Source organism: Luteimonas sp. Soil_C_16 (genome assembly GCF_057657295.1).
Window position 1 is genome coordinate 486,055 of sequence record NZ_JBDGIS010000002.1, and the last position, 20,309, is coordinate 506,363.

Genomic DNA, 20,309 nt, shown 5'->3' on the forward strand with positions numbered 1-20,309 from the left:
ATGAGCGCCTATCCGACGCTGGAAAACTTCTTCACCGCCTACTTCCACCAGGACTGGGCGATGGAACACGACACGCCGGAAGCGGTGATCGCCTATTACCGCGGCAGCGAGGCACCGGAGCAGGTGTCGCGCGCGCGCGCCGAGGCCGAGGCGCTGCTCGGAGAAGGGCTCGACGAAGTCGCATTGGGCCATCGGATCACCGCGCTGGGCAGCGAGTACGATCCGACCCGCGACGGCGCCACCTGGCGCGGCTGGCTGCAGCGGCTCGCGCAGGACCTGGGCGCGGACCGCACCGACGCGGACTGAAGCCTGCATCGCACGCACAAAAAAAAACGGGCCGCAAGGCCCGTTCATTTTTCACCGCGGAAATGCGCCCCGCTTACATCGCCTGGGCGCGTGCGCCGGACTGGTGCGGATAGTTCGCGAAGATCTCGGCGATCGTCGAGTTGATCCGCTGTGCCCGCTGATCCGGCTTGTTATTGGAAACGCGGCCGACCGCGATGCCTTCCCACACCAGACGCTTCGCGCGCGCATCGACCAGGTCGATGTTCATCGTGCCCTCGGTGTAGCGGTACACGCTGGTGCGCTCGTTCCAGTACGGCACCGCGAAGTAGCCGCGCGCGCGGTAGCTGTAGTAGTAGGCGTAGTCGACCGTCGGATAGCTGCTGACGTCGGTGCGGCGTTCCATGTAGGCATTGATGTTCACCCACAGGTCCGGATTGGATTCGCTGTAGCGGTAGCCACGGCGTTCCATCTCGGCGCGCACCGCCGCCTTGGCGATCTCGCTGGTCTGGGTTTCGTAGCCTTCCTTCTCGATCGCCAGCGGCGTGTAGAAGGACCAGGTGCGGTACGCCGAGAAGTCGGCGCGCGGATCGGCCTCGGTGGTGATGCGCGGGCCGGTGGCACAGCCGGCGAGCAGCACGAGGCCGCACAGCGCCACGAGCCAGGCGGCGATGCGGGACGTCGAAGTCTTCATATCGGATCTCCCTGTTCTGGGGCGGATCGTGACGCGCTGTCCCGATACCGTTACTGAACATACGCGGTGCGGTGTCGCGCGGATGCGACGGCCGGAGGAACGGTTCATCCGGCCGCCGTGCATTCAGCCCGGGCGGTAGACCTCGGCGCCCTGCGCGCGGAACTCCGCGGACTTTTCCGCCATGCCGGCCGCCAGCGCATCCCCGGTGTCGACGCCGTGCTCGGCCGCGTAATCGCGCACGTCCTGGGTGATCTTCATCGAGCAGAAGTGCGGGCCGCACATCGAGCAGAAGTGCGCGGCCTTGTGCGCGTCCTTCGGCAGCGTCTCGTCGTGGAAGGCTTCGGCCTTCTCGGGATCGAGGCCGAGATGGAACTGGTCCTGCCAGCGGAACTCGAAGCGCGCCTTGCTGAGCGCATTGTCGCGCACCTGTGCGCCCGGATGGCCCTTGGCGAGATCGGCCGCATGCGCGGCGATCTTGTAGGCCATGATCCCGTCGCGCACGTCCTCGCGGTTCGGCAGGCCCAGGTGCTCCTTCGGCGTCACGTAGCAGAGCATCGCCGTGCCGTACCAGCCGATCATCGCCGCGCCGATCGCGCTGGTGATGTGGTCGTAGCCCGGCGCGATGTCGGTGGTCAGCGGGCCGAGCGTGTAGAACGGCGCCTCGCCGCACTCGCGCAGCTGCTTGTCCATGTTCTCCTTGATCAGCTGCATCGGCACGTGTCCGGGACCTTCGATCATGGTCTGGATGTCGTGCTTCCACGCGATCTTCGAGAGTTCGCCCAGCGTCTCCAGCTCGCCGAACTGCGCGGCGTCGTTGGCGTCTGCGATGCAGCCGGGGCGCAGGCCGTCACCGAGCGAGAACGCCACGTCGTAGGCCTTCATGATCTCGCAGATGTCCTCGAAGTGCTCGTAGAGGAAGCTCTCGCGGTGATGCGCGAGGCACCACTTGGCCATGATCGAGCCGCCGCGCGAGACGATGCCGGTCACGCGCTTCGCGGTCAGCGGCACGTAGCGCAGCAGTACGCCGGCGTGGATCGTGAAGTAGTCGACGCCCTGCTCGGCCTGCTCGATCAGCGTGTCGCGGAAAATCTCCCAGGTCAGCTCCTCGGCGCGACCGTCCACCTTCTCCAGCGCCTGGTAGATCGGCACCGTGCCGATCGGCACCGGCGAGTTGCGGATGATCCACTCGCGCGTCTCGTGGATGTGCTTGCCGGTCGAGAGATCCATCACCGTGTCGCCGCCCCAGCGGATCGACCACACCAGCTTCTCGACTTCCTCGGCGATGCCGGAACTCACCGCGCTGTTGCCGATGTTGGCGTTGATCTTGGTCAGGAAGTTGCGGCCGATGATCATCGGCTCGCTTTCGGGGTGGTTGATGTTGCTGGGCAGGATCGCGCGGCCGCGGGCGATCTCGTCGCGCACGAATTCCGGCGTGATCACCTGCTGGATGTGCGCGCCGAACGCCTCGCCCGGATGCTGCTGGCGCAGCAGCGCGTCGCGCACCAGTTCGAGGCGCTGGTTCTCGCGGATCGCGACGTATTCCATTTCTGGCGTCACGATGCCGCGGCGTGCGTAATGCATCTGGGTCACGTTGGCGCCGGCCTTCGCTACGCGCGGCAGGGTGCGCGACGGAAAGCGCACGTGCGCGAGCTTCGGATCGTGTTCGCGACCACGGCCGAATGCCGAACTCAATGCCGCAAGCGTCTCGGTATCGCCGCGCTCCTCGATCCAGCGCGCGCGCAACGGCGCGAGACCTGCGGCGAGATCGATCGTCACGTCCGGGTCGGTGTACGGACCTGACGGGTCATAGACCGTGATCGGCGGATTTTCCTCGCCGCCGAACAGCGTCGGCGTGCGCGTCTGCACGATCTCCCGCATCGCGACGCGCAGGCCCGGGCGCGAGCCCTCAACGTGGATCTTGCGCGAGCCGGGGATCGGGCGCGTCACCGATCCAGAGAGCTGATCGGTCTGCTGCAGCAGCGTGGAGGGCACGGCATTCATGGCATTCGTCCTGTGGTGGCGACGGGAACCCGAAGCGGGTTCTCTTTCTCGCGGACGAAGCGGCGGCGCGGACCCGGCGCACCCACAACCGCGTGCACACGCGGAAGACGGTTCTGCGGCAGGTCCTGCGAAGCTTCCCTACGCCGGTATCAGCCGGATCAGGTTCGAAGGGACTGTCTCAACCGACTGATGCCGGTACCCCCGCTTCGGTGCGGATTAGAGCATGAAGCGCGCGCGTGCCCCAACAGCGTCAGTCGGCTTTCGCGCATCACGCATTGCGTCCGGCGCGTGCGCACGCGCCGATCGTTACCGCGAAAACCGTTGACACTCCGCGCAGCGGCGTGATTCCCTGCGGAAATGACGCACCGCACCAACCACCGCACCACCCGCCTGATCGCCACCCCGGCGACCGTCGGCGTGCGTGCGGGCGCGGCGTCCGTCACCACGCGCGGCACCATTACCGGCACCGGTACCACCGGCCACGGGATGTGGACGCGCGCCGCCAGTTGATCTGACCGTCCGCTCCGCATCCCGACCCGGGGTGCGGACGCCACGTCCCACGCCCTGCCGGCTGCGGAGCTCCATGAGGAGTTCTCCGATGTCCGCTGTCGCGCCACTCGCTTCACCTGCCCCCGCGGCATCGCCCGCGCTCGCATGCCACGTGCACAAGTTCGGCGGCAGCAGCCTGGCCGATGCCGCGCATATCGGCAGGCTCGCCGCGCTCGTGCCCGCCGACGCGCGCCTGCGGCCGGTCGTGGTCTCGGCGATGGCCGGCACGACGAATGCGCTGGTCGCACTCGGCGATGCGGCCGCTGCCGGGGTGGACTGGAAGCCCGGCTGGGAGGCACTGCGCCAGCGCCATCTCGAGACGGCGGACGCGTTCGAATCCGAAGCGGGCGGCCCGCTGCACGTCACGCTGGAGAAGGAGTTCGCTGCGCTGGCGTGCGATCTGCACGACCACGCATCCGGTGTCGATCCGCACGCGCACGACGCGCGCCTCGCGCGCATCCACGGCTGTGGCGAACAGCTTTCGTCGCGGCTCGCCCAGGCCGCGCTCGGCCCGGACTGGCACCGGCTCGACGCGCGCGAGGTGCTGGTCGTCCACGCCGCTGAGATGGGCGCCGTCGTCGACTGGGATGCCAGCCGCGCACGGCTCGCGACCTGGCGGCTCGCCCACGGCGCCCGCGACGTCGTGATCACCGGCTTCGTCGCGCGCGATGCCGACGGCCACGACACCACGCTGGGCCGCAACGGCAGCGACTATTCCGCGGCGATCTTCGCCAACCTGTTCGATGCCGACGCGCTGACGATCTGGACCGATGTGGATGGCGTGCTGTCCGCCGATCCGCGCCTGGTCCCCGACGCCGTGTGCCTCGACGCGATGTCCTACGCGGAGGCCTGCGAACTCGCCTACTTCGGCGCCAAGGTGCTGCATCCGCAGACGCTGGCGCCGGTGCAGTCGCGCGGCACGCCGGTGCGCATCCGCAACAGTCGCAATCCCGCAGCGCCGGGCACCTTGATCGCGCTGGAGGCCGCCCCCGCGGCGTCGCCGGTCAAGGGCCTGAGCCTGGTGCGCGATGTCGCGGTGCTCGAACTCGTCGGCAACGGGCTCGTCGGCGTGCCCGGCATGGCCGAGCGCATGTTCGCCGCGCTGCACGGCGCCGGCGTGTCGGTGACGATGATATCGCAGGGCTCGTCCGAGCATTCGATCTGCTGCGTGGTGCGCGCCGAGCAAGCGACGCGGGGCCATGACGCGATCACCGCAGCCTTCGCCGATGCGATCGCCGAAGGCCAGGCACAAGGGGTCGCGGTGACGACGGACCTGTGCGTGCTCGCAGCAGTCGGCGACGGCATGGTCGGCAGCCAGGGCGTCGCGGCGCGCCTGTTCGATGGACTCGCGCAGGCCCGCGTCAACATCCGCGCCATCGCCCAGGGCGCGAGCGAGCGCAACATCTCGGTCGCGATCGCACAGGACGACGCGACGCGCGCCTTGCGCGCCGCGCACGCCGCGTTCTGGCTGTCGCCGCAGACGGTGTCGGTGGGCGTGATCGGCCCCGGCAACGTCGGCCGCGCGCTGCTGGCGCAGCTGGCCGAGGTGATCCCGTCGCTGCGTGCGCGCGCAGGCGTCGATCTGCGCCTGCGTGCAGTCGCCAGTAGCCGGCGCATGCATCTGAGTGATGCGGCCCTCGATCCGGACGCCGCAGGCGCGCTGCTCGACGACCACGCGGACGCCTGTGATCTCGACGCCTTCGCCGCGCACGTCCGCGCCGACCATCTGCCGCACGCGATGATCGTCGACTGCAGTGCCAGCGATGTTGTCGCGGCGAAGTACGCGGACTGGCTCGCCGCCGGCATCCACGTCGTCACCCCGAACAAGCACGCCGGCAGCGGCGACTGGCAGCGCTATGCGCGGATCGCCGAGGCACGCGTCGCCGGTCACAGCCGCTTTCTGTACGAAGCGACGGTCGGCGCCGGCCTGCCGGTGATCGTGACGCTGCGCAATCTGCTCGATACAGGCGACACGCTGCACGCGATCGACGGCATGCTGTCGGGCACCTTGGCCTGGCTGTTCAACAGTTTCGACGGCAGCCGGCCGTTCTCCGACCTCGTGCGCGAAGCGCGCGCGCTCGGCTACACCGAGCCGGACCCGCGTGATGACCTGTCGGGGCTGGATGTCGCCCGCAAGCTGGTGATCCTCGCCCGCGAAGCCGGCCGGCCGCTGTCGCTGGCCGATGCCGACGTCGAAAGCCTGGTGCCCGAAGCGCTGCGCGAGGTGCCGCTGGACGTGTTCCTCGAGCGCCTGTCCGAACTCGATGCGCCGATGCAGGCGCGTCTGGATGCAGCGCGCGCGGACGGGTGCGGGCTGCGCCACATCGCCCGGCTCGGCGCCGGCAGCGACGCGAGTGTTGGCGTGCGCGCACTTCCCGCCGATCATGCGTGCATGCATACACGTCTGACCGACAACCTCGTCCAGTTCACCACGGCCCGCTATGCTGAAAATCCGCTGGTCGTGCAGGGCCCGGGCGCCGGCCCGCAGGTCACCGCCGCCGGCGTGTTCGGCGACGTGCTCGCGATCGCGCACGCACTCGGTGCGCGCACCGGCTGGCGTCACGCATGAGCGACAGACTTGCATCCGCGCGCGCGTTCGCGCCCGCGAGCGTCGGCAACATCGGCGTGGGCTTCGACGTGCTCGGCCATGTGATCGACGGCCCGCGCGATATCGCCCACGTGCGTCGCATCGACACGCCCGAGGTGCGCATCGAGTCGATCGGCGGCGCGGTCGAAGGTGCCGATCGCCTGCCGCTGGCAGCGGCCGACAACACCGCCGGCCGTGCATTGCAGTCGCTGCGCGCGGCGTTGTCGCTGCCGTTCGGCTTCGCGCTGACGCTGGAAAAGGGCATTCCGCTCGGCTCCGGGCTCGGTGGCTCGGCCGCCTCCTGCGTCGCGGCGCTGGTCGCGGCCAATGCATTGCTGGACGTCCCCTTGTCGCGCGAGGCGCTGTATCCGTTCGCGCTCGACGGTGAATCGGTCGCGTCCGGCGCGCGGCACGGCGACAACGTCGCGCCGATGCTGCTCGGCGGCGTCACGCTGTCGACCGCCGATCGGCTCATCGCACTCGACGTGCCCGACTGGCTGTTCGCAGTGGTCGTGCATCCGGAACAGGTACTGGAAACGCGCCGCTCGCGCGCGGTGCTGGCGGACCCGTACGCACTGCACGATGTGGTGACCCACAGCACGCATCTGGCGCTGTTCCTGACCGGCCTGCAGCGCGGTGATCGCGACCTCATCCGCGCCGGCCTGCACGACGTGCTGGTCGAACCACGCCGCGCGCCGCTGATTCCCGGCTTCGCTGCGGTCAAGGCCGCAGCCCTTGCGCATGGCGCGCTGGGCGCGAGCATTTCCGGCGGCGGACCCAGCGTGTTCGCGTGGTTCGATTCGCGCGAGGCGGCGGAGCAGGCTGCACCTGCAATGCGCGCAGGCTTCACTGATGCCGGCATCGAAGCGCAGGCCCATGTCTCGCCGGTCGCAGGTCCGCGCGCCGATCTGCTCGATGGAGACGCCGCATGAAGTTCGTCAGCACCCGCGGCGACGCACCCGCCGTCGGCATCGACGATGCGCTCGTCGCCGGTCTGGCGCCGGATGGCGGCCTGTACGTGCCCCAGTCGATTCCGACGATCGATCTCGTCACCCCGCGCACGACCCTCGTCGACACCGCGGTCGCCACCCTCGCGCCGTGGTTCTCCGGTTCGCGGATCGATTCGCAACTCCCAGACCTCTGCGCGACGGCGTTCGCATTCGACGCGCCGCTGCGTCCGCTCGCAGGTCCGGGCGACCATCTGCTCGAGCTGTTCCACGGTCCGACCGCGGCATTCAAGGATTACGCCGCCCGCTTCCTCGCCGGCGCGCTCGGCGCACTGCGCGATCCCGCGGCGCCGGACACGACGATTCTCGTGGCGACATCAGGCGATACCGGCGCGGCCGTCGCCTCCGCATTCCATCGCCGGCCCGGTTTCTCGGTCGTGATCCTGTACCCGGACGGACGCGTGTCGCCGCGACAGGCGCACGGTCTGGAATGCTGGGGCGACAACGTGCATGCATACCGCGTCGACGGCAGTTTCGACGACTGCCAGCGACTCGCGAAGCAGGCCCTGTCGGATCCGGACCTGCGCGCACGCATCACGCTGGGCACCGCCAACAGCATCAGCCTCGGCCGTCTGTTGCCACAGGCCGCGTACTACGCACACGCCGCCGCGCACCACCACGCCGCGACCGGCGAGGCGTTCAATCTGATCGTGCCGACCGGCAATCTGGGCAATGCGTCCGCTGCGTTCGTGGCACGGGCGATGGGCGCGCCGCTGGGCGAGATCCGACTGGCCTGCAATGCGAACGACACGCTGCCGCGGTTCTTCGACGGCGCGGACTACGACGCGCAACCCACGCGCGCCACACTCGCGAATGCAATGGATGTCGGCGCACCGAGCAACTTCGAACGGCTGCGCCACTGGCATGCCGACGACGCCGCATTGCGCACCGCGTTCGTCGCGCGCTCGGTGGACGACGCGACCATCCGTACGACGATCCACGAAGCGCCTGCGCGCCACGGCATCGTGCCGTGCCCGCACACGGCCACGGGCCTGCATCTGCTCGAAACCCTGCGCGCGGACGGCGACACGCGCGACTGGGCGGTCGTGGCGACTGCGCACCCCGCCAAGTTCGACACCATCGTCGAGCCGCTGGTGGCGCGTCCGGTCGAGCTGCCGCCGGCACTGGCCGAGTGCCTGGCGCGTCCGGCGCACGGCGTCGACCTGCGCAACACCTACGACGCACTCACCCGCGTGCTGGTCGGAGACACGGACCGCTCCTGAGCGGCGATGCCTGCGGCCACACATGAAAAAAGGGCCTCTACATGGGAGGCCCTCCGGTTGCAGTGCTTGACGGAACCGAGGTCAGTTCTTGTGGTCGGCGTGCCCGACCTTCAGCTGCGCGCTGTCGACGCGCTGGACGCCTTCGATCTCGCCGGCGATCGCCTTGGCGCGATCGATCTGCGCCTGCGACTCCACGTCGCCCGACAGGCTGACGATGCCGTTGGTGGTCTCGACACCGATGTCGAGGCCGGCAACGTCGCTCGACGCGAGCAGATCGGCCTTGACCTTGGTGGTGATCCACGTATCGGACACGGGCTGGTCGGAATCGGTCTTCGCAGCAACGGTCTGGTCGCCGCGTTCCTGCATCTGCTGCGCAACAGCCGTGCCCGAGATCAGCATCGTGCCGGCAATCGCGGCGCCCATCAGGGTCTTGTGCATCGTCTTCATGGCGGTGTTCCTCGTGCATTCGTGTGGGCGGAGTGTGCGAACCGCTGCGTGCCGAAGGGGTGAAGCGCCGCCTGTTCACGAGTCCCTGATCCCGCGCTTGTTATCAGCCGCTCATGAAGCTGACGGGCAAATCCGTGAACGATGACGACAACGCGCGCGCTGCGCGCCTCGCGGGCCTGCGCTGGGTCAGCGACGACCTGCCGGGACTGAGCCGGCGCCGCGCAGGCAAGGGATTCAGCTATCGCGATCCCGATGGCAAGGCCGTGCGCGATCGCGCGACACTCGACCGGGTGCGCATGCTCGCGATCCCGCCCGCGTATCGCAACGTGTGGATCTGCGCGCTGGAGAACGGACATCTGCAGGCCACCGGTCGCGACGCGCGCGGACGCAAGCAGTACCGCTATCACCCGGACTGGAGCGAGGTGCGCGGTCACGGCAAGTTCGACCGCATCGTCGCCTTCGCGACCGCGCTGCCGCGTCTGCGTCGTGCCCTGGGGCGCGATCTCAAGCTGCCGGGCATGCCGCGCGACAAGGTGCTGGCGATCGTCGTCTCGCTGATGGCGCAGACCTTCGTGCGCGTCGGCAACGACAGCTACACGCGCAGCAACGGCTCGTTCGGTCTGACGACGCTGCGCAACCGCCACTTCGAACTCGTGCGAGGCGGTCGCGCGCGGCTGAAATTCCGCGGCAAGAGCGGACAGGAGCAGGAGATCGAACTCGACGACGCCAAGCTGACCGCACTGGTGCGCAAGGTGCAGCAGCTGCCGGGCCAGGCCTTGTTCCAGTACGTCGACGACGACGGCGAACGCCATGGCGTCGACTCCGGCATGGTGAACGACTATCTGCGCGAGGCGATGGGTGGCGCGTTCACGGCCAAGGATTTCCGCACCTGGGGCGGCACGCTGATGGCGTTCCGCCGGTTCGCGGCAATGCCGCTGCCCGAAGGCCGGAAAGGCGGCGAGCCCAGCGAGCGTGCACTGGCGACGCAGGAGAAGATCGTCATCGCCGACGTCGCCGATGCGCTCGGCAACACCGTCGCGGTGTGCCGCAAGGCCTACATCGATCCGGTGCTCTACGAGGCTTGGCGCGATGGCGGACTGCAGCGCGCGGCGGGCAACGCGCGCGGCGAACGCCAGTGGGAAGCGGCCGCGCTGAAGCTGTTGCGTCAGCGGCATCGCAAGCGTCCGGCGGGCAAACCGTTGTCGAAGTAACTGTTGACACGTCCGACACGGGCGTGTTTTTCTCGACTCCATGACGCAGCGCAACAACCACCGCCAGACCGCCACCGCCGCACGCCTCCGCGTACGCGACGTGCGCCTGCCGGTCGCGCTCACCTCGGCCATTCTCCTCGTACTCGTACTCCTTATTACCGTCCGGAATGGCGCGGGGATGGGGTTCGTGTAGCAAGACGACACCCCACAAGGTCGAAAGAACCTGAACCCCGCGCCGAAAGGCGCGGGGTTTTTGTTTGGCCCCTTGCAAAACCTCCCGCACCAGAGCCCGTCCCGCCATGCATCGCCATCCCGCCGACGCCCGCAGCCACCAGCAAGCCACGCCGAAAAGCGCAGCGCGTGCGTCGGCCGCGTGTCGGGATACATGCGCCGCCACCGCCACCGCCTCCGCGACCGCAGACGCGGTGCATGCGACGGCCGGTCGGGACGGGGCAACGCCCTCGCCCGCCGGCCGTTTCCACATCCGGGCCTCACGCGTCACCGCGTGAGCCGCCCACCTCCCCTTTCCACCCGCAGATCGGACACCACCACCCATGAGCAATGCCAACCCCACCATCGCCATCGTCGGCTACGGCAGCCAGGGCCGCGCGCACGCGCTGAACCTGCGCGATTCCGGCTTCGACGTCGTCGTCGGCCTGCGTCCCGGCGGCCCGACCGAGCAGAAGGCGAAGGCCGACGGCTTCACCGTCAAGACGCCTGCCGACGCAGTCGCCGACGCCGACCTGGTCGCCGTGCTGACGCCCGACATGGTGCAGAAGCAGCTGTATGCCGACGTGCTGGCGCCGCACATGAAGCAGGGCGCCTGCCTGCTGTTCGCGCACGGCCTCAACGTGCACTTCGACATGATCGCGCCGCGCGCCGATCTGGACGTGGTGCTGGTCGCGCCGAAGGGCCCGGGCGCGCTGGTGCGTCGCGAGTACGAGATCGGTCGCGGCGTGCCCTGCATCTACGCCGTGCACCAGGACCCCACCGGCAAGGCCGAACAGCTGGCACTGACCTATGCCGCGGGTCTGGGCGGCGCGCGCGCGAACATCATCAAGACCACGTTCAAGGAAGAAACCGAGACCGATCTGTTCGGCGAACAGGCGGTGCTGTGCGGCGGCGCCTCGTCGCTGGTGCAGGCCGGTTTCGAGACGCTGGTCGAAGCCGGTTATCAGCCCGAGATCGCGTACTACGAAGTGCTGCACGAGCTGAAGCTGATCGTCGACCTGTTCTACGAGGGCGGCATCACCCGGATGCTGGAATTCATCTCCGAGACCGCGCAGTACGGCGACTTCGTCAGCGGCCCGCGGGTCATCGATGCCAGCGTCAAGGCGCGCATGAAGGAGGTGCTGACCGACATCCAGAACGGCACCTTCACCCGCAACTGGCAGGCCGAATACGACGCCGGCCTGCCGAATTACAAGAAGTTCCAGCAGGCCGACAAGGACCATCCGATCGAGCAGGTCGGCAAGCAGCTGCGCGCCAAGATGACCTGGCTGGGCGAGCAGACCGGCGCGCCGGCACAACCGCAGAGCGAGGCCGCCTGATGAACGGCGCCCGCTGGCTGGTGCAGGCGCTGGAAGCCGAGGGGGTCGACACGATCTTCGGCTATCCGGGCGGCGCGATCATGCCGTTCTACGACGCGCTGCACGGCGCATCGTTGAAGCACGTGCTGGTCCGCCACGAACAGGGCGCGGCGTTCGCCGCGAACGGGTTCGCGCGGGCCAGCGGGCGCGTCGGTGTCTGCGTCGCGACCTCCGGCCCGGGCGCCTCGAACCTGGTGACCGGCATCGCCGACGCGATGCTGGACTCGGTGCCGATGGTCATCATCACCGGCCAGGTGGCGACACCGCTGATGGGCACCGATGCGTTCCAGGAACTGGACGTGTTCGGCATGACCCTGCCGATCGTCAAGCACAGCTTCCTGCTGCGCAGCGTCGACGAACTGCCCAACATCGTCGCCGAAGCCTTCCGAATCGCGCGCTCCGGCCGTCCCGGCCCGGTGCTGATCGATCTGCCGAAGGATGTGCAGATCGGCGATGCCTCGCATCTGGGCGCACATGTGCCCTCGACCGCCGACGTCATGCCGGCCTGCGCCGACCACGCGCTGCACGAAGCGGCCGCGCTGATCTCGCAGGCCGAGCGCCCGGTGGTCTACGGCGGCGGCGGCATCATCCTGGGCGATGCGCTGGAAGCGTTCCGCGAGTTCGCCGATCTGACGCAGATCCCGACCGTGCTGACGCTGCGCGCACTGGGCGCGCTGCCGCCGGCGCATCCGGCGAATCTGGGCATGCTGGGCATGCACGGCAGCCGCGCGGCGAATCTGGCGGTGCAGGAATCGGATCTGCTGATCGTCGTCGGTGCGCGCTTCGACGATCGTGCGACCGGCAAGCTGGCCGAGTTCGCACCGCTGGCGCGCATCGTGCATCTGGATGGCGACAGCTGCGAAGTCGGCAAGCTGCGCGCGGCGGACGTGTCGGTGTGCGGCGATGTCGCCACCAGCCTCTCGCGCCTGGGCGCGCCGTGCGCGGCGCAGATGCAGGGCCGGCATGCGGCCGCACGCACCGCGTGGCGTGATCTGTGCGCGCAGCGCCGCGAGAAATTCGCCGCGCGTTACGACGCACCCGGCGACAAGGTCTTCGCCCCGGCGCTGCTGAAGCGCATGAGCGAACTGGCGCCCGATGCGACCGTCGCCTGCGATGTCGGCCAGCATCAGATGTGGGTCGCGCAGCACTGGCGCTTCGACCATCCGCGCAAGCACCTGACCAGCGGCGCGCTGGGTGCGATGGGCTTCGGCCTGCCGGCCGCGATCGGCGCGCAGATGGAAGACCCGTCGCGGCGCGTGGTCTGCGTCAGCGGTGACGGTTCTTTCATGATGAACGTGCAGGAGCTGGCGACGCTCAAGCGCTACCGCGTGCCGGTGAAGATCATCCTGCTCGACAACTCCGCGCTGGGCATGGTGCGCCAGTGGCAGGAGCTGTTCTTCGAGCGCCGCTATTCCGAGATCGACCTGTCCGACAACCCGGACTTCGCGCAGGTCGCGCGCGCGTTCGGCATCCAGGCGCTGTCGGTCGATAAGGCCGCCGATGTCGAATCCGCCCTGGCCGCGCTGCTGGCTGCCGACGGTCCGGCGCTGCTGCACGTCGCCATCGACACCGCCGCCAACGTCTGGCCGCTGGTGCCGCCCAACCACAACAACGCGCAGATGCTCGATGCCGACGAGGCCACCTCGCTCGACATCGGCGATCCCGTCGCGCCTGTCACCGAACCCGCTGCCGCCACGTCCGCCAAGGAATCGAGCCATGCGTTACCAGTTTGAGATGACCCTGCGCCGCGCCGAAGGCGCATTGGTGCGCGTGCTGGGCACGACCGAACGCCGCGGCTTCCGCCCGGTGTCGTTCGAGGGCGACGCGCACGCGGACGGCGACCGCTGGAACCTGCGCATGACTGTCGAAGGCGACCGCGCCGCGATCGCCCTGCAGGGCCAGCTGGCCAAGCTCTACGACTGCCTGTCGGTGGAGGTGTCGCCGTGTCGTTGAACGTCACTGCCGACGCCGCACCGGCGCAGGCGCCGTCGATCGCGGAGACCGCAACGTCCACGCGCCCGCAGGCCTGGTTCGACGGCGCGATGTGCGACATCGACGCGCTGCAGGCCGGCCTGACCACGCACGCGATGCACTACGGCAGCGGCGTGTTCGAGGGCATCCGCAGCTACGCGACCGCCGACGGCGCCGCGGTGTTCCGCCTGCCCGAACACATGGCGCGCATGCGCGAAGGCGCGGCGCTGCTGGGCATGCGCTTCGATCCCGCGCAGGCTACCGAGGCGGTGCTGGCGACGCTGCGCGCGAATGGCCATCGCGATGCCTACATCCGCCCGCTGGCGTGGTTCGGCGAAGGCGGCTTCGGCCTGGATGTCGAAGGCCACACCGAACACCTGATGGTCGCGACCACCGCGACCCAGGTGCATCTCAACGGCACTCGCGCGCGACTGGGCATCAGCAAATGGCGGCGCAATCCCGCGGCTTCGCTGCCGCCGCTGAAGCTGTGCGGCGCCTACGTCAATTCCATTCTGGCCAAGCGCGAGAGCAAGTCGCGCGGTTTCGACGAAGCGCTGTTCACCGATGCCGACGGCTACGTCGTCGAATGCACCGGCGCCAATGTCTTCATCGTCAAGGCCGGACGCGTCACCGCGGTCCAGCATCGCGACGCGCTGCCGGGCATCACCCGCGACACGCTGGTGACGCTGAGCGGTGCCGAGTCGCGCGCCGTCACCGTCGAGGAGCTGTACGACGCCGACGAAGTCTTCGCCTGCGGCACCGCGGCCGAAGTGGCGCCGGTACACGGCGTCGAGGACCGCAGCTATGGCGACAACCCGGTCACCCGCGAGCTCGCCGCGCTGTATGCACGCGTCGTGCGCGGCGAGGCGGAAGTCGCGCGCGGCTGGCTGACGGCAGTCTGAGCATGTCCGAACCCGACGTAGGCCACGTCCCGCGCGCGACCGCCAGTGATGTGCTGGCGGCGCAGGCGCGGCTGCGTCGGCATCTCGACGTGACGCCGATGCATTACGCCGAACGCTTCGGCTGCTGGCTGAAGCTCGAGAACCTGCAGCGCACCGGGTCCTACAAGGTGCGCGGCGCTTTGAACGCATTGATGGCTGCGCGCGAGCGGGGCGACGACCGCACGGTGATCACCGCCTCGGCCGGCAACCACGCGCAGGGCATGGCGTGGGCGGCGTACCGTCTGGGCGTGCCGGCGATCACGGTGATGCCGAAGAACGCACCCGCGACCAAGGTCGCCGGCGTCGCCCACTGGGGCGCGACCGTGCGCCTGCATGGCGAGACCTACGACGAAGCCAAGGCCTTCGCCGCCGAACTGGCCGCGCAGAACGGCTTCCGCCTGCTGTCGGCGTTCGACGATGTCGACGTGATCGCCGGCCAGGGCACGGTCGGACTGGAAATCGCCTCGGTGTTGATGCCGGACGTGGTCATCGTGCCGATCGGCGGTGGTGGCCTGGCGTCGGGCGTCGCGCTGGCACTGAAGTCGCAGGGCGTGCGCATCGTCGGCGCGCAGGTCGAAGGCGTGGATGCGATGGCGCGCGTGCTGCGCGGCGATCATTCGCCGTTCTCGCCCGTCGCGACGCTGGCCGACGGCGTGCGGGTCAAGGATCCCGGCCTGCTGACGCGCGCGCTGCTGACCGATCTGCTCGACGACGTGGTGATCGTGCGCGAGGCCGAACTGCGCGAGACACTGGTGCGTCTGGCGCTGGAAGAACATGTGATCGCCGAAGGTGCCGGCGCGCTGGCACTGGCCGCCGGCCGCCGCGTCGCCGGGAAGCGCAAGGTGGCGGTGGTGTCGGGCGGCAACGTCGATGCAGGCGTGCTGGCGCAGCTGCTGTCGGACGTGCGTCCGCGCCCGCCACGCAAGCCGCGCCGTCGCATTCGCGAAACCGCGCCCGAGGTGCCGGCCATTGCGGCCTTCGCACCCGCCGTGCACATGGCGACGCCGCGTCGCCGCAACGACCTCGCTGCATCCGCGCCGTCCGGAGGCGGCGAACCGCGACTTCGACGCACGACCGCCGCCCGCATCGAACGCACGCCACACGAAATTCTCGAGGAACTCCCCGCATGACCGCCTCCGACACCATCCGGATTTTCGACACCACCCTGCGCGACGGCGAACAGTCGCCCGGTTGCAGCATGACCCCGCAGCAGAAGGTGGTGATGGCGCGCGCACTCGATGCGCTGGGCGTCGACATCATCGAGACCGGCTTTCCGGCCAGCTCCGAATCCGACCGCGAGGCCGCACGGCTGATCGCGCGCGAGGTCCGCCGTCCGACGCTGGCCGTGCTGTCGCGCTGCCTGCCCGCCGACATCGAGGCCTCGGCGCGCGCGCTGGACGGCACCGCGAATCCGCGCCTGCACGTCTTCATCTCCACCAGCCCGCTGCACCGCGAACACAAGCTGCGCATGAGCCGGCAGCAGGTGCTGGACATGACCGCGACCAGCGTCGCCCACGCGCGCCGGCTGATCGGCGACGTCGAATTCTCGGCCGAAGACGCGACCCGCACCGAAGACGATTTCCTGGCCGAGGTGATTGCCGTCGCGATCGCCAACGGCGCGACCACGATCAACGTGCCCGACACGCTGGGCTACGCGACGCCGGAGGAAACCCGCGCGCTGTTCCAGCTTCTGATCGAGACGATTCCCGGCGCGCGCGACGTGATCTTCAGCGCGCACTGCCACAACGATCTGGGCCTGGCCGTCGCCAATTCGCTGGCCGCGATCGAAGGCGGCGCGCGTCAGGTCGAGTGCACCATCAATGGCATCGGCGAGCGCGCCGGCAACTGCGCGGTCGAAGAATTGGCGATGGCGCTGAAGGTGCGCAACGCGTTCTACAACCTGGACACGCAGATCGACACGCGCCGCCTGGTCCCGACCTCGCAATTGCTGCGTCGCCTGACCGGCATGGCCGTGCAGCGCAACAAGGCCATCGTCGGCGAGAATGCATTCGCGCACGAATCCGGCATTCACCAGCACGGCATGCTGCGCCACCGTGGCACCTACGAGATCATGAATCCGTCCGACGTCGGCTGGCCCGATTCAAAGCTGGTGCTGGGCCGCCACAGTGGTCGCGCCGCGGTCGGCCATCGCCTGCGCGCGCTGGGTTACACGCTGGAAGAAGCGCAGCTGGAACAGGTCTTCGCCGCGTTCAAGGATCTGTGCGAGCGTCAGCGCGTGGTCGAGGACGACGATCTGGAAGCGCTGATGCACGGCGACGTCGATGGCCAGGGCTGGCGTCTGGCCTCGATGACCGTCAGCGATCGCGGCCAGCGCGCGAGCGCCCAGGTCGAACTGTCCGATCCCGATGGCGGCAAGGTCAGCGAAAGTGCGCTGGGCGATGGCCCGGTCGATGCGCTGTTCGCAGCGCTTGCCACCGCGACCGGCGTCGAGCTGGCGCTGGAGAGCTACCAGGTCCACAGCGTCGGCATGGGCCGCGACGCGCGCGGCGAGGCCAGCGTCAGTGTGCGCCACGGCGACGAGATCCACGAAGGCACCGGCACCAGCCGCGACATCATCGAGGCCAGCGCACTCGCCTGGCTGGATGTCGCCAACCGTATCCTGCGTAGCGCACGCGCCGCGCCGGCGCCGCAGGCCGCGCACGCCTGACGCTTCACGCATTCCCTTTCGCATTCCGGACACACCGCCAGCAATGACTGCCAGACCGCCACGCACCCTGTTCGACAAACTGTGGGACGCGCACATCGTGACGCCCGAGTCCGCCGCCGCGCCCGCCGTGCTGTACATCGATCTGCACCTGATCCACGAAGTCACCTCGCCGCAGGCCTTCACCGAACTGCGCGCGCGTGGCCTCGTCCCGCGCCGCCCGGACCGCACCAAGGCGACGATGGACCACTCCACGCCGACGCTGCCGGCCGGTCCCGACGGCCGCCTGCCTTACGCCAGCGAAGCGTCTGAGAAGCAGGTCGACACGTTGGCGCGGAACTGCGCGCAGTTCGGCATCGAGCTGTTCGACATGAGTTCCGACCAACGCGGCATTGTCCACGTGATCGCGCCCGAACAGGGCTTCACCCTGCCCGGCATGACCATCGTGTGCGGCGACAGCCACACCTCCACGCACGGCGCGTTCGGCGCGCTGGCGTTCGGCATCGGCACCAGCGAAGTCGGCAACGTGCTGGCGACGCAGTGCCTGCTGCAGCGGCGGCCGAAGACGATGTCGATCACCGTCGACGGCCCGCTGGCGCCCGGCGTCGGCGCCAAGGACGTGACCCTGCACGCGATCGGCGTCATCGGCGTCAACGGCGGCACCGGACACGTCATCGAGTACCGCGGCTCCACCATCGAGGCGATGGACATGGAGCAGCGCATGACCCTGTGCAACATGTCGATCGAGGCCGGCGCGCGCGCCGGCATGGTCGCGCCGGACGACACCACCTTCGCCTGGATCGCGCGCACGCCGCGTGGCCCCAAGGGCGCCGAGTTCGATGCCGCGGTCGCGCGCTGGCGCGAACTGCGCACGGACGACGGCGCGCGTTTCGACACCGAAGTCCGCATCGATGCCGCCGACATCCGTCCGACGCTGACCTGGGGCACGCACCCGGGCACCGCGATCGGCGTCGACGTGCCGGTGCCGGCCGCGACCGATGCGGCCGAGAAGAAAGGACAGGATTACATGCGCGTCGTCGCCGGACAGTCGCTGGCCGGCATGCCGGTCGACGTGGTGTTCGTCGGCTCGTGCACCAACGGCCGTCTGCGCGACATGCGCGAGGTGGCGGAGGTGCTGCGTGGCCGCCGTGTCTCGGCAGGCGTGCGCATGCTGGTCGTGCCGGGCTCGGAGATCGTCAAGCGCGAGGCCGAGGCCGAAGGCATCGATGCGATCGTCCGCGAGGCCGGCGCCGAATGGCGCGAGCCGGGATGTTCGATGTGCATCGCGATGAACGGCGATCTGGTGGCGCCCGGCCAGTTGGCCGTGAGCACCAGCAACCGCAACTTCGAGGGCCGTCAGGGCCCGGGTGCGCGCACGCTGCTGGCCTCGCCGACCACGGCGGCCTGGGCTGCGGTACGCGGCGTCGTCGCCGATCCACGCGAACTGTTCGACGACCGCCGGGAGGTGGCCTGATGTCCGCCGCTCATATCCCGGAGTTTCCGGTGCGCTCGGCCAGCGTGGTGCTGGCCCATAGCAATATCGACACCGACCAGATCATTCCCGCGCGCTTCCTGTCGACGACCGAGCGCAAGGGTCTCGGCCGTTTCGCGTTCAACGACTGGCGCTGGCGCGACGACGGCAGCGCGAATCCGGATTTTGCCTTCAACCAGGCGCACAACGCTGGGCGCGCGGTGCTGCTGGCCGGGCGCAACTTCGGCTGCGGGTCCTCGCGCGAACACGCGCCGTGGGCGCTGCGCGATCTCGGGCTGCAGGTCGTGGTCAGCAGCGAGATCGCCGACATTTTCCGCAACAACGCATTGAAGAACGGCGTGCTGCCGGTCGTGCTGCCCGAGGCCGTGGTGCAGGACCTGATGACGCGTCCCGACGACGTGCTGACGTTCGACATCGTCGCTCGCGAACTGCGCACACCGGACGGCACCGTCCACGCGTTCCCGCTCGAGGCGTTCGCACGCACCTGCCTGCTCGAAGGCGTCGACGAAATGGGCTTTCTGCTGGCGCGCGGCGCCGACATCCGCAACTACGAGGACACGCACCATGCACGCTGACATCGTCGTTCTGCCCGGAGACGGCATCGGCCCCGAAGTGACCGCGGCCGCGGTCGACGTGCTGCAGGCCGTCGCGCAACGTTTCGGCCATCGTTTCTCGCTCCACGAACACCTGATCGGTGGCGCCGCCATCGACGCCACCGGCAAGCCGCTGCCCGACGCCACACTGGCCGCCGCGCGCGACGCCGATGCGGTGCTGCTGGGCGCGGTGGGCGGGCCGAAGTGGTCCGATCCCAACGCGAGCGTGCGCCCCGAACAGGGCCTGCTGGCGATCCGCAAGGCGCTGGGCCTGTACGCGAATCTGCGTCCCACCAGGCCGCATCCAGCCGCGATGGGCGCCTCGCCGATCAAGCCGCATCTGCTGGCCGGCGTGGACCTGCTGGTGGTGCGCGAACTGACCGGTGGCATCTATTTCGGCGACAAGACCCGCGATGCCGACAGCGCCAGCGATCTGTGCCGCTACACAGTGAGCGAGATCGAACGCGTCGTGCGCCGCGCCTGTCTGCTGGCGCGTGGTCGCCGCGGCCACTTGACGTCCGTCGACAAGGCCAACGTGCTCGAGACCTCGCGGCTGTGGCGCGATGTTGCCAGCCGCATCGCGCGCGATGAATTTCCCGACATCACCATCGAACACCAGCTGGTCGATTCGATGGCGATGCATCTGCTGTCGAAGCCGCGCGCCTACGACGTGATCGTGACCGAGAACATGTTCGGCGACATACTGACCGACGAGGCCTCGATGCTGGCCGGCTCGCTGGGCCTGCTGCCGTCCGCATCGCTGGGCGAAGGCTGCGTGGGCATGTACGAGCCGATCCACGGTTCGGCGCCGGATATCGCCGGCAAGGGCATCGCCAATCCCTACGGCACGATCCTCAGCGCCGCGCTGCTGTTGCGCTATTCGCTGGGCCTGTCGCAGGAAGCGGCGTGTATCGAGCAGGCCGTGGATGAGGCGCTGGAGGCGAGCGTGTTCACGGCCGACCTGGCATCCGACGGCACCGCGGTGTCGACGCGTGAGGCCGCCGCCGCGGTGCTCGCTCGCATCGCGGCGCCCGCGCGGATCGCCGGATAGCGCGCC

General features: G+C 69.2%; 18 protein-coding genes and 1 riboswitch. Of the genes, 15 read left to right on the plus strand and 3 right to left on the minus strand.

From position 1 onward, the window contains the following. Nucleotides 1-306, plus strand: coding sequence for a contact-dependent growth inhibition system immunity protein (locus tag AC3A5T_RS05995; protein ID WP_487627787.1), 306 nt, complete (start codon nucleotides 1-3; stop codon nucleotides 304-306). A gap of 73 nt (nucleotides 307-379) precedes the next feature. Here the strand turns inward: AC3A5T_RS05995 and AC3A5T_RS06000 are convergent, their stop codons facing one another. Together AC3A5T_RS06000 and thiC are read right to left on the minus strand one after the other, a co-directional pair. After that, nucleotides 380-976 carry a DUF4136 domain-containing protein gene (locus AC3A5T_RS06000; protein ID WP_487627788.1) on the minus strand — a complete coding sequence of 199 codons (597 nt, stop codon included), beginning with the start codon at nucleotides 974-976 and terminating at the stop codon, nucleotides 380-382. 123 nt (nucleotides 977-1,099) lie between these two features. Then, nucleotides 1,100-2,977 carry a phosphomethylpyrimidine synthase ThiC gene (gene thiC, locus AC3A5T_RS06005; protein WP_487627789.1) on the minus strand — a complete coding sequence of 626 codons (1,878 nt, stop codon included), beginning with the start codon at nucleotides 2,975-2,977 and terminating at the stop codon, nucleotides 1,100-1,102. Between the two features lie 117 nt (nucleotides 2,978-3,094). Then, nucleotides 3,095-3,190, minus strand: a riboswitch (TPP riboswitch). A 144-nt stretch (nucleotides 3,191-3,334) separates the two neighbouring features. Between thiC and AC3A5T_RS06010 the strand changes: the two genes are divergently transcribed. The 4 genes from AC3A5T_RS06010 (at nucleotide 3,335) to thrC (ending at nucleotide 8,343) form a co-directional block, all read left to right on the plus strand. Beyond that, complete coding sequence (locus AC3A5T_RS06010; protein ID WP_487627790.1) at nucleotides 3,335-3,487, plus strand: hypothetical protein; 153 nt, start codon at nucleotides 3,335-3,337, stop codon at nucleotides 3,485-3,487. Nucleotides 3,488-3,575: 88 nt separating this feature from the next. Continuing rightward, the gene (gene thrA, locus AC3A5T_RS06015) at nucleotides 3,576-6,095 is read left to right on the plus strand and encodes a bifunctional aspartate kinase/homoserine dehydrogenase I (RefSeq protein WP_487627791.1); all 2,520 of its coding nucleotides are present in this window, start codon (nucleotides 3,576-3,578) and stop codon (nucleotides 6,093-6,095) included. Continuing rightward, the gene (locus AC3A5T_RS06020; protein WP_487627792.1) at nucleotides 6,092-7,045 is read left to right on the plus strand and encodes a homoserine kinase; all 954 of its coding nucleotides are present in this window, start codon (nucleotides 6,092-6,094) and stop codon (nucleotides 7,043-7,045) included. The genes thrA and AC3A5T_RS06020 overlap by 4 nt, the downstream gene beginning before the upstream one ends. After that, a complete protein-coding gene (gene thrC, locus AC3A5T_RS06025) occupies nucleotides 7,042-8,343 on the plus strand; it encodes a threonine synthase (protein WP_487627793.1) in 1,302 nt (433 codons plus the stop codon). The genes AC3A5T_RS06020 and thrC overlap by 4 nt, the downstream gene beginning before the upstream one ends. Before the next feature lie 81 nt (nucleotides 8,344-8,424). Here the strand turns inward: thrC and AC3A5T_RS06030 are convergent, their stop codons facing one another. Then, complete coding sequence (locus AC3A5T_RS06030) at nucleotides 8,425-8,790, minus strand: BON domain-containing protein (protein ID WP_487627794.1); 366 nt, start codon at nucleotides 8,788-8,790, stop codon at nucleotides 8,425-8,427. Nucleotides 8,791-8,924: 134 nt separating this feature from the next. Here AC3A5T_RS06030 and AC3A5T_RS06035 point away from each other — a divergent pair, with 134 nt between their 5' ends. The 10 genes from AC3A5T_RS06035 (at nucleotide 8,925) to leuB (ending at nucleotide 20,303) form a co-directional block, all read left to right on the plus strand. After that, nucleotides 8,925-10,001: a DNA topoisomerase IB gene (locus AC3A5T_RS06035; protein ID WP_487627795.1), complete on the plus strand. Its 1,077-nt coding sequence runs from the start codon at nucleotides 8,925-8,927 to the stop codon at nucleotides 9,999-10,001. A 554-nt stretch (nucleotides 10,002-10,555) separates the two neighbouring features. Beyond that, nucleotides 10,556-11,551: a ketol-acid reductoisomerase gene (ilvC, locus tag AC3A5T_RS06040; RefSeq protein WP_487627796.1), complete on the plus strand. Its 996-nt coding sequence runs from the start codon at nucleotides 10,556-10,558 to the stop codon at nucleotides 11,549-11,551. Continuing rightward, nucleotides 11,551-13,323 (plus strand): acetolactate synthase 2 catalytic subunit, encoded by a 1,773-nt coding sequence (gene ilvG, locus AC3A5T_RS06045; protein ID WP_487627797.1) that lies wholly within the window; start codon nucleotides 11,551-11,553, stop codon nucleotides 13,321-13,323. The genes ilvC and ilvG overlap by 1 nt, the downstream gene beginning before the upstream one ends. Further along, nucleotides 13,307-13,543, plus strand: a complete 237-nt coding sequence (locus AC3A5T_RS06050; protein ID WP_332078040.1) for an ACT domain-containing protein — start codon at nucleotides 13,307-13,309, stop codon at nucleotides 13,541-13,543. Before ilvG ends, AC3A5T_RS06050 begins: the two co-directional genes overlap by 17 nt. After that, complete coding sequence (locus AC3A5T_RS06055) at nucleotides 13,534-14,463, plus strand: aminotransferase class IV (RefSeq protein ID WP_487627798.1); 930 nt, start codon at nucleotides 13,534-13,536, stop codon at nucleotides 14,461-14,463. The genes AC3A5T_RS06050 and AC3A5T_RS06055 overlap by 10 nt, the downstream gene beginning before the upstream one ends. A gap of 2 nt (nucleotides 14,464-14,465) precedes the next feature. After that, nucleotides 14,466-15,632 (plus strand): threonine dehydratase, encoded by a 1,167-nt coding sequence (locus AC3A5T_RS06060; RefSeq protein WP_487627799.1) that lies wholly within the window; start codon nucleotides 14,466-14,468, stop codon nucleotides 15,630-15,632. Continuing rightward, nucleotides 15,629-17,170: a 2-isopropylmalate synthase gene (locus tag AC3A5T_RS06065; RefSeq protein WP_487627800.1), complete on the plus strand. Its 1,542-nt coding sequence runs from the start codon at nucleotides 15,629-15,631 to the stop codon at nucleotides 17,168-17,170. The genes AC3A5T_RS06060 and AC3A5T_RS06065 overlap by 4 nt, the downstream gene beginning before the upstream one ends. A gap of 43 nt (nucleotides 17,171-17,213) precedes the next feature. Beyond that, nucleotides 17,214-18,641, plus strand: a complete 1,428-nt coding sequence (gene leuC, locus AC3A5T_RS06070) for a 3-isopropylmalate dehydratase large subunit (RefSeq protein WP_487627801.1) — start codon at nucleotides 17,214-17,216, stop codon at nucleotides 18,639-18,641. Then, entirely contained in the window at nucleotides 18,641-19,234 is a 594-nt protein-coding gene (gene leuD / locus AC3A5T_RS06075) for a 3-isopropylmalate dehydratase small subunit (RefSeq protein ID WP_487627802.1), read from the plus strand. Before leuC ends, leuD begins: the two co-directional genes overlap by 1 nt. Continuing rightward, on the plus strand, nucleotides 19,224-20,303 hold the full coding sequence (leuB, locus tag AC3A5T_RS06080) for a 3-isopropylmalate dehydrogenase (RefSeq protein ID WP_487627803.1): 1,080 nt from the start codon (nucleotides 19,224-19,226) through the stop codon (nucleotides 20,301-20,303). Before leuD ends, leuB begins: the two co-directional genes overlap by 11 nt. The last annotated feature ends 6 nt before the right edge of the window (nucleotides 20,304-20,309 follow it).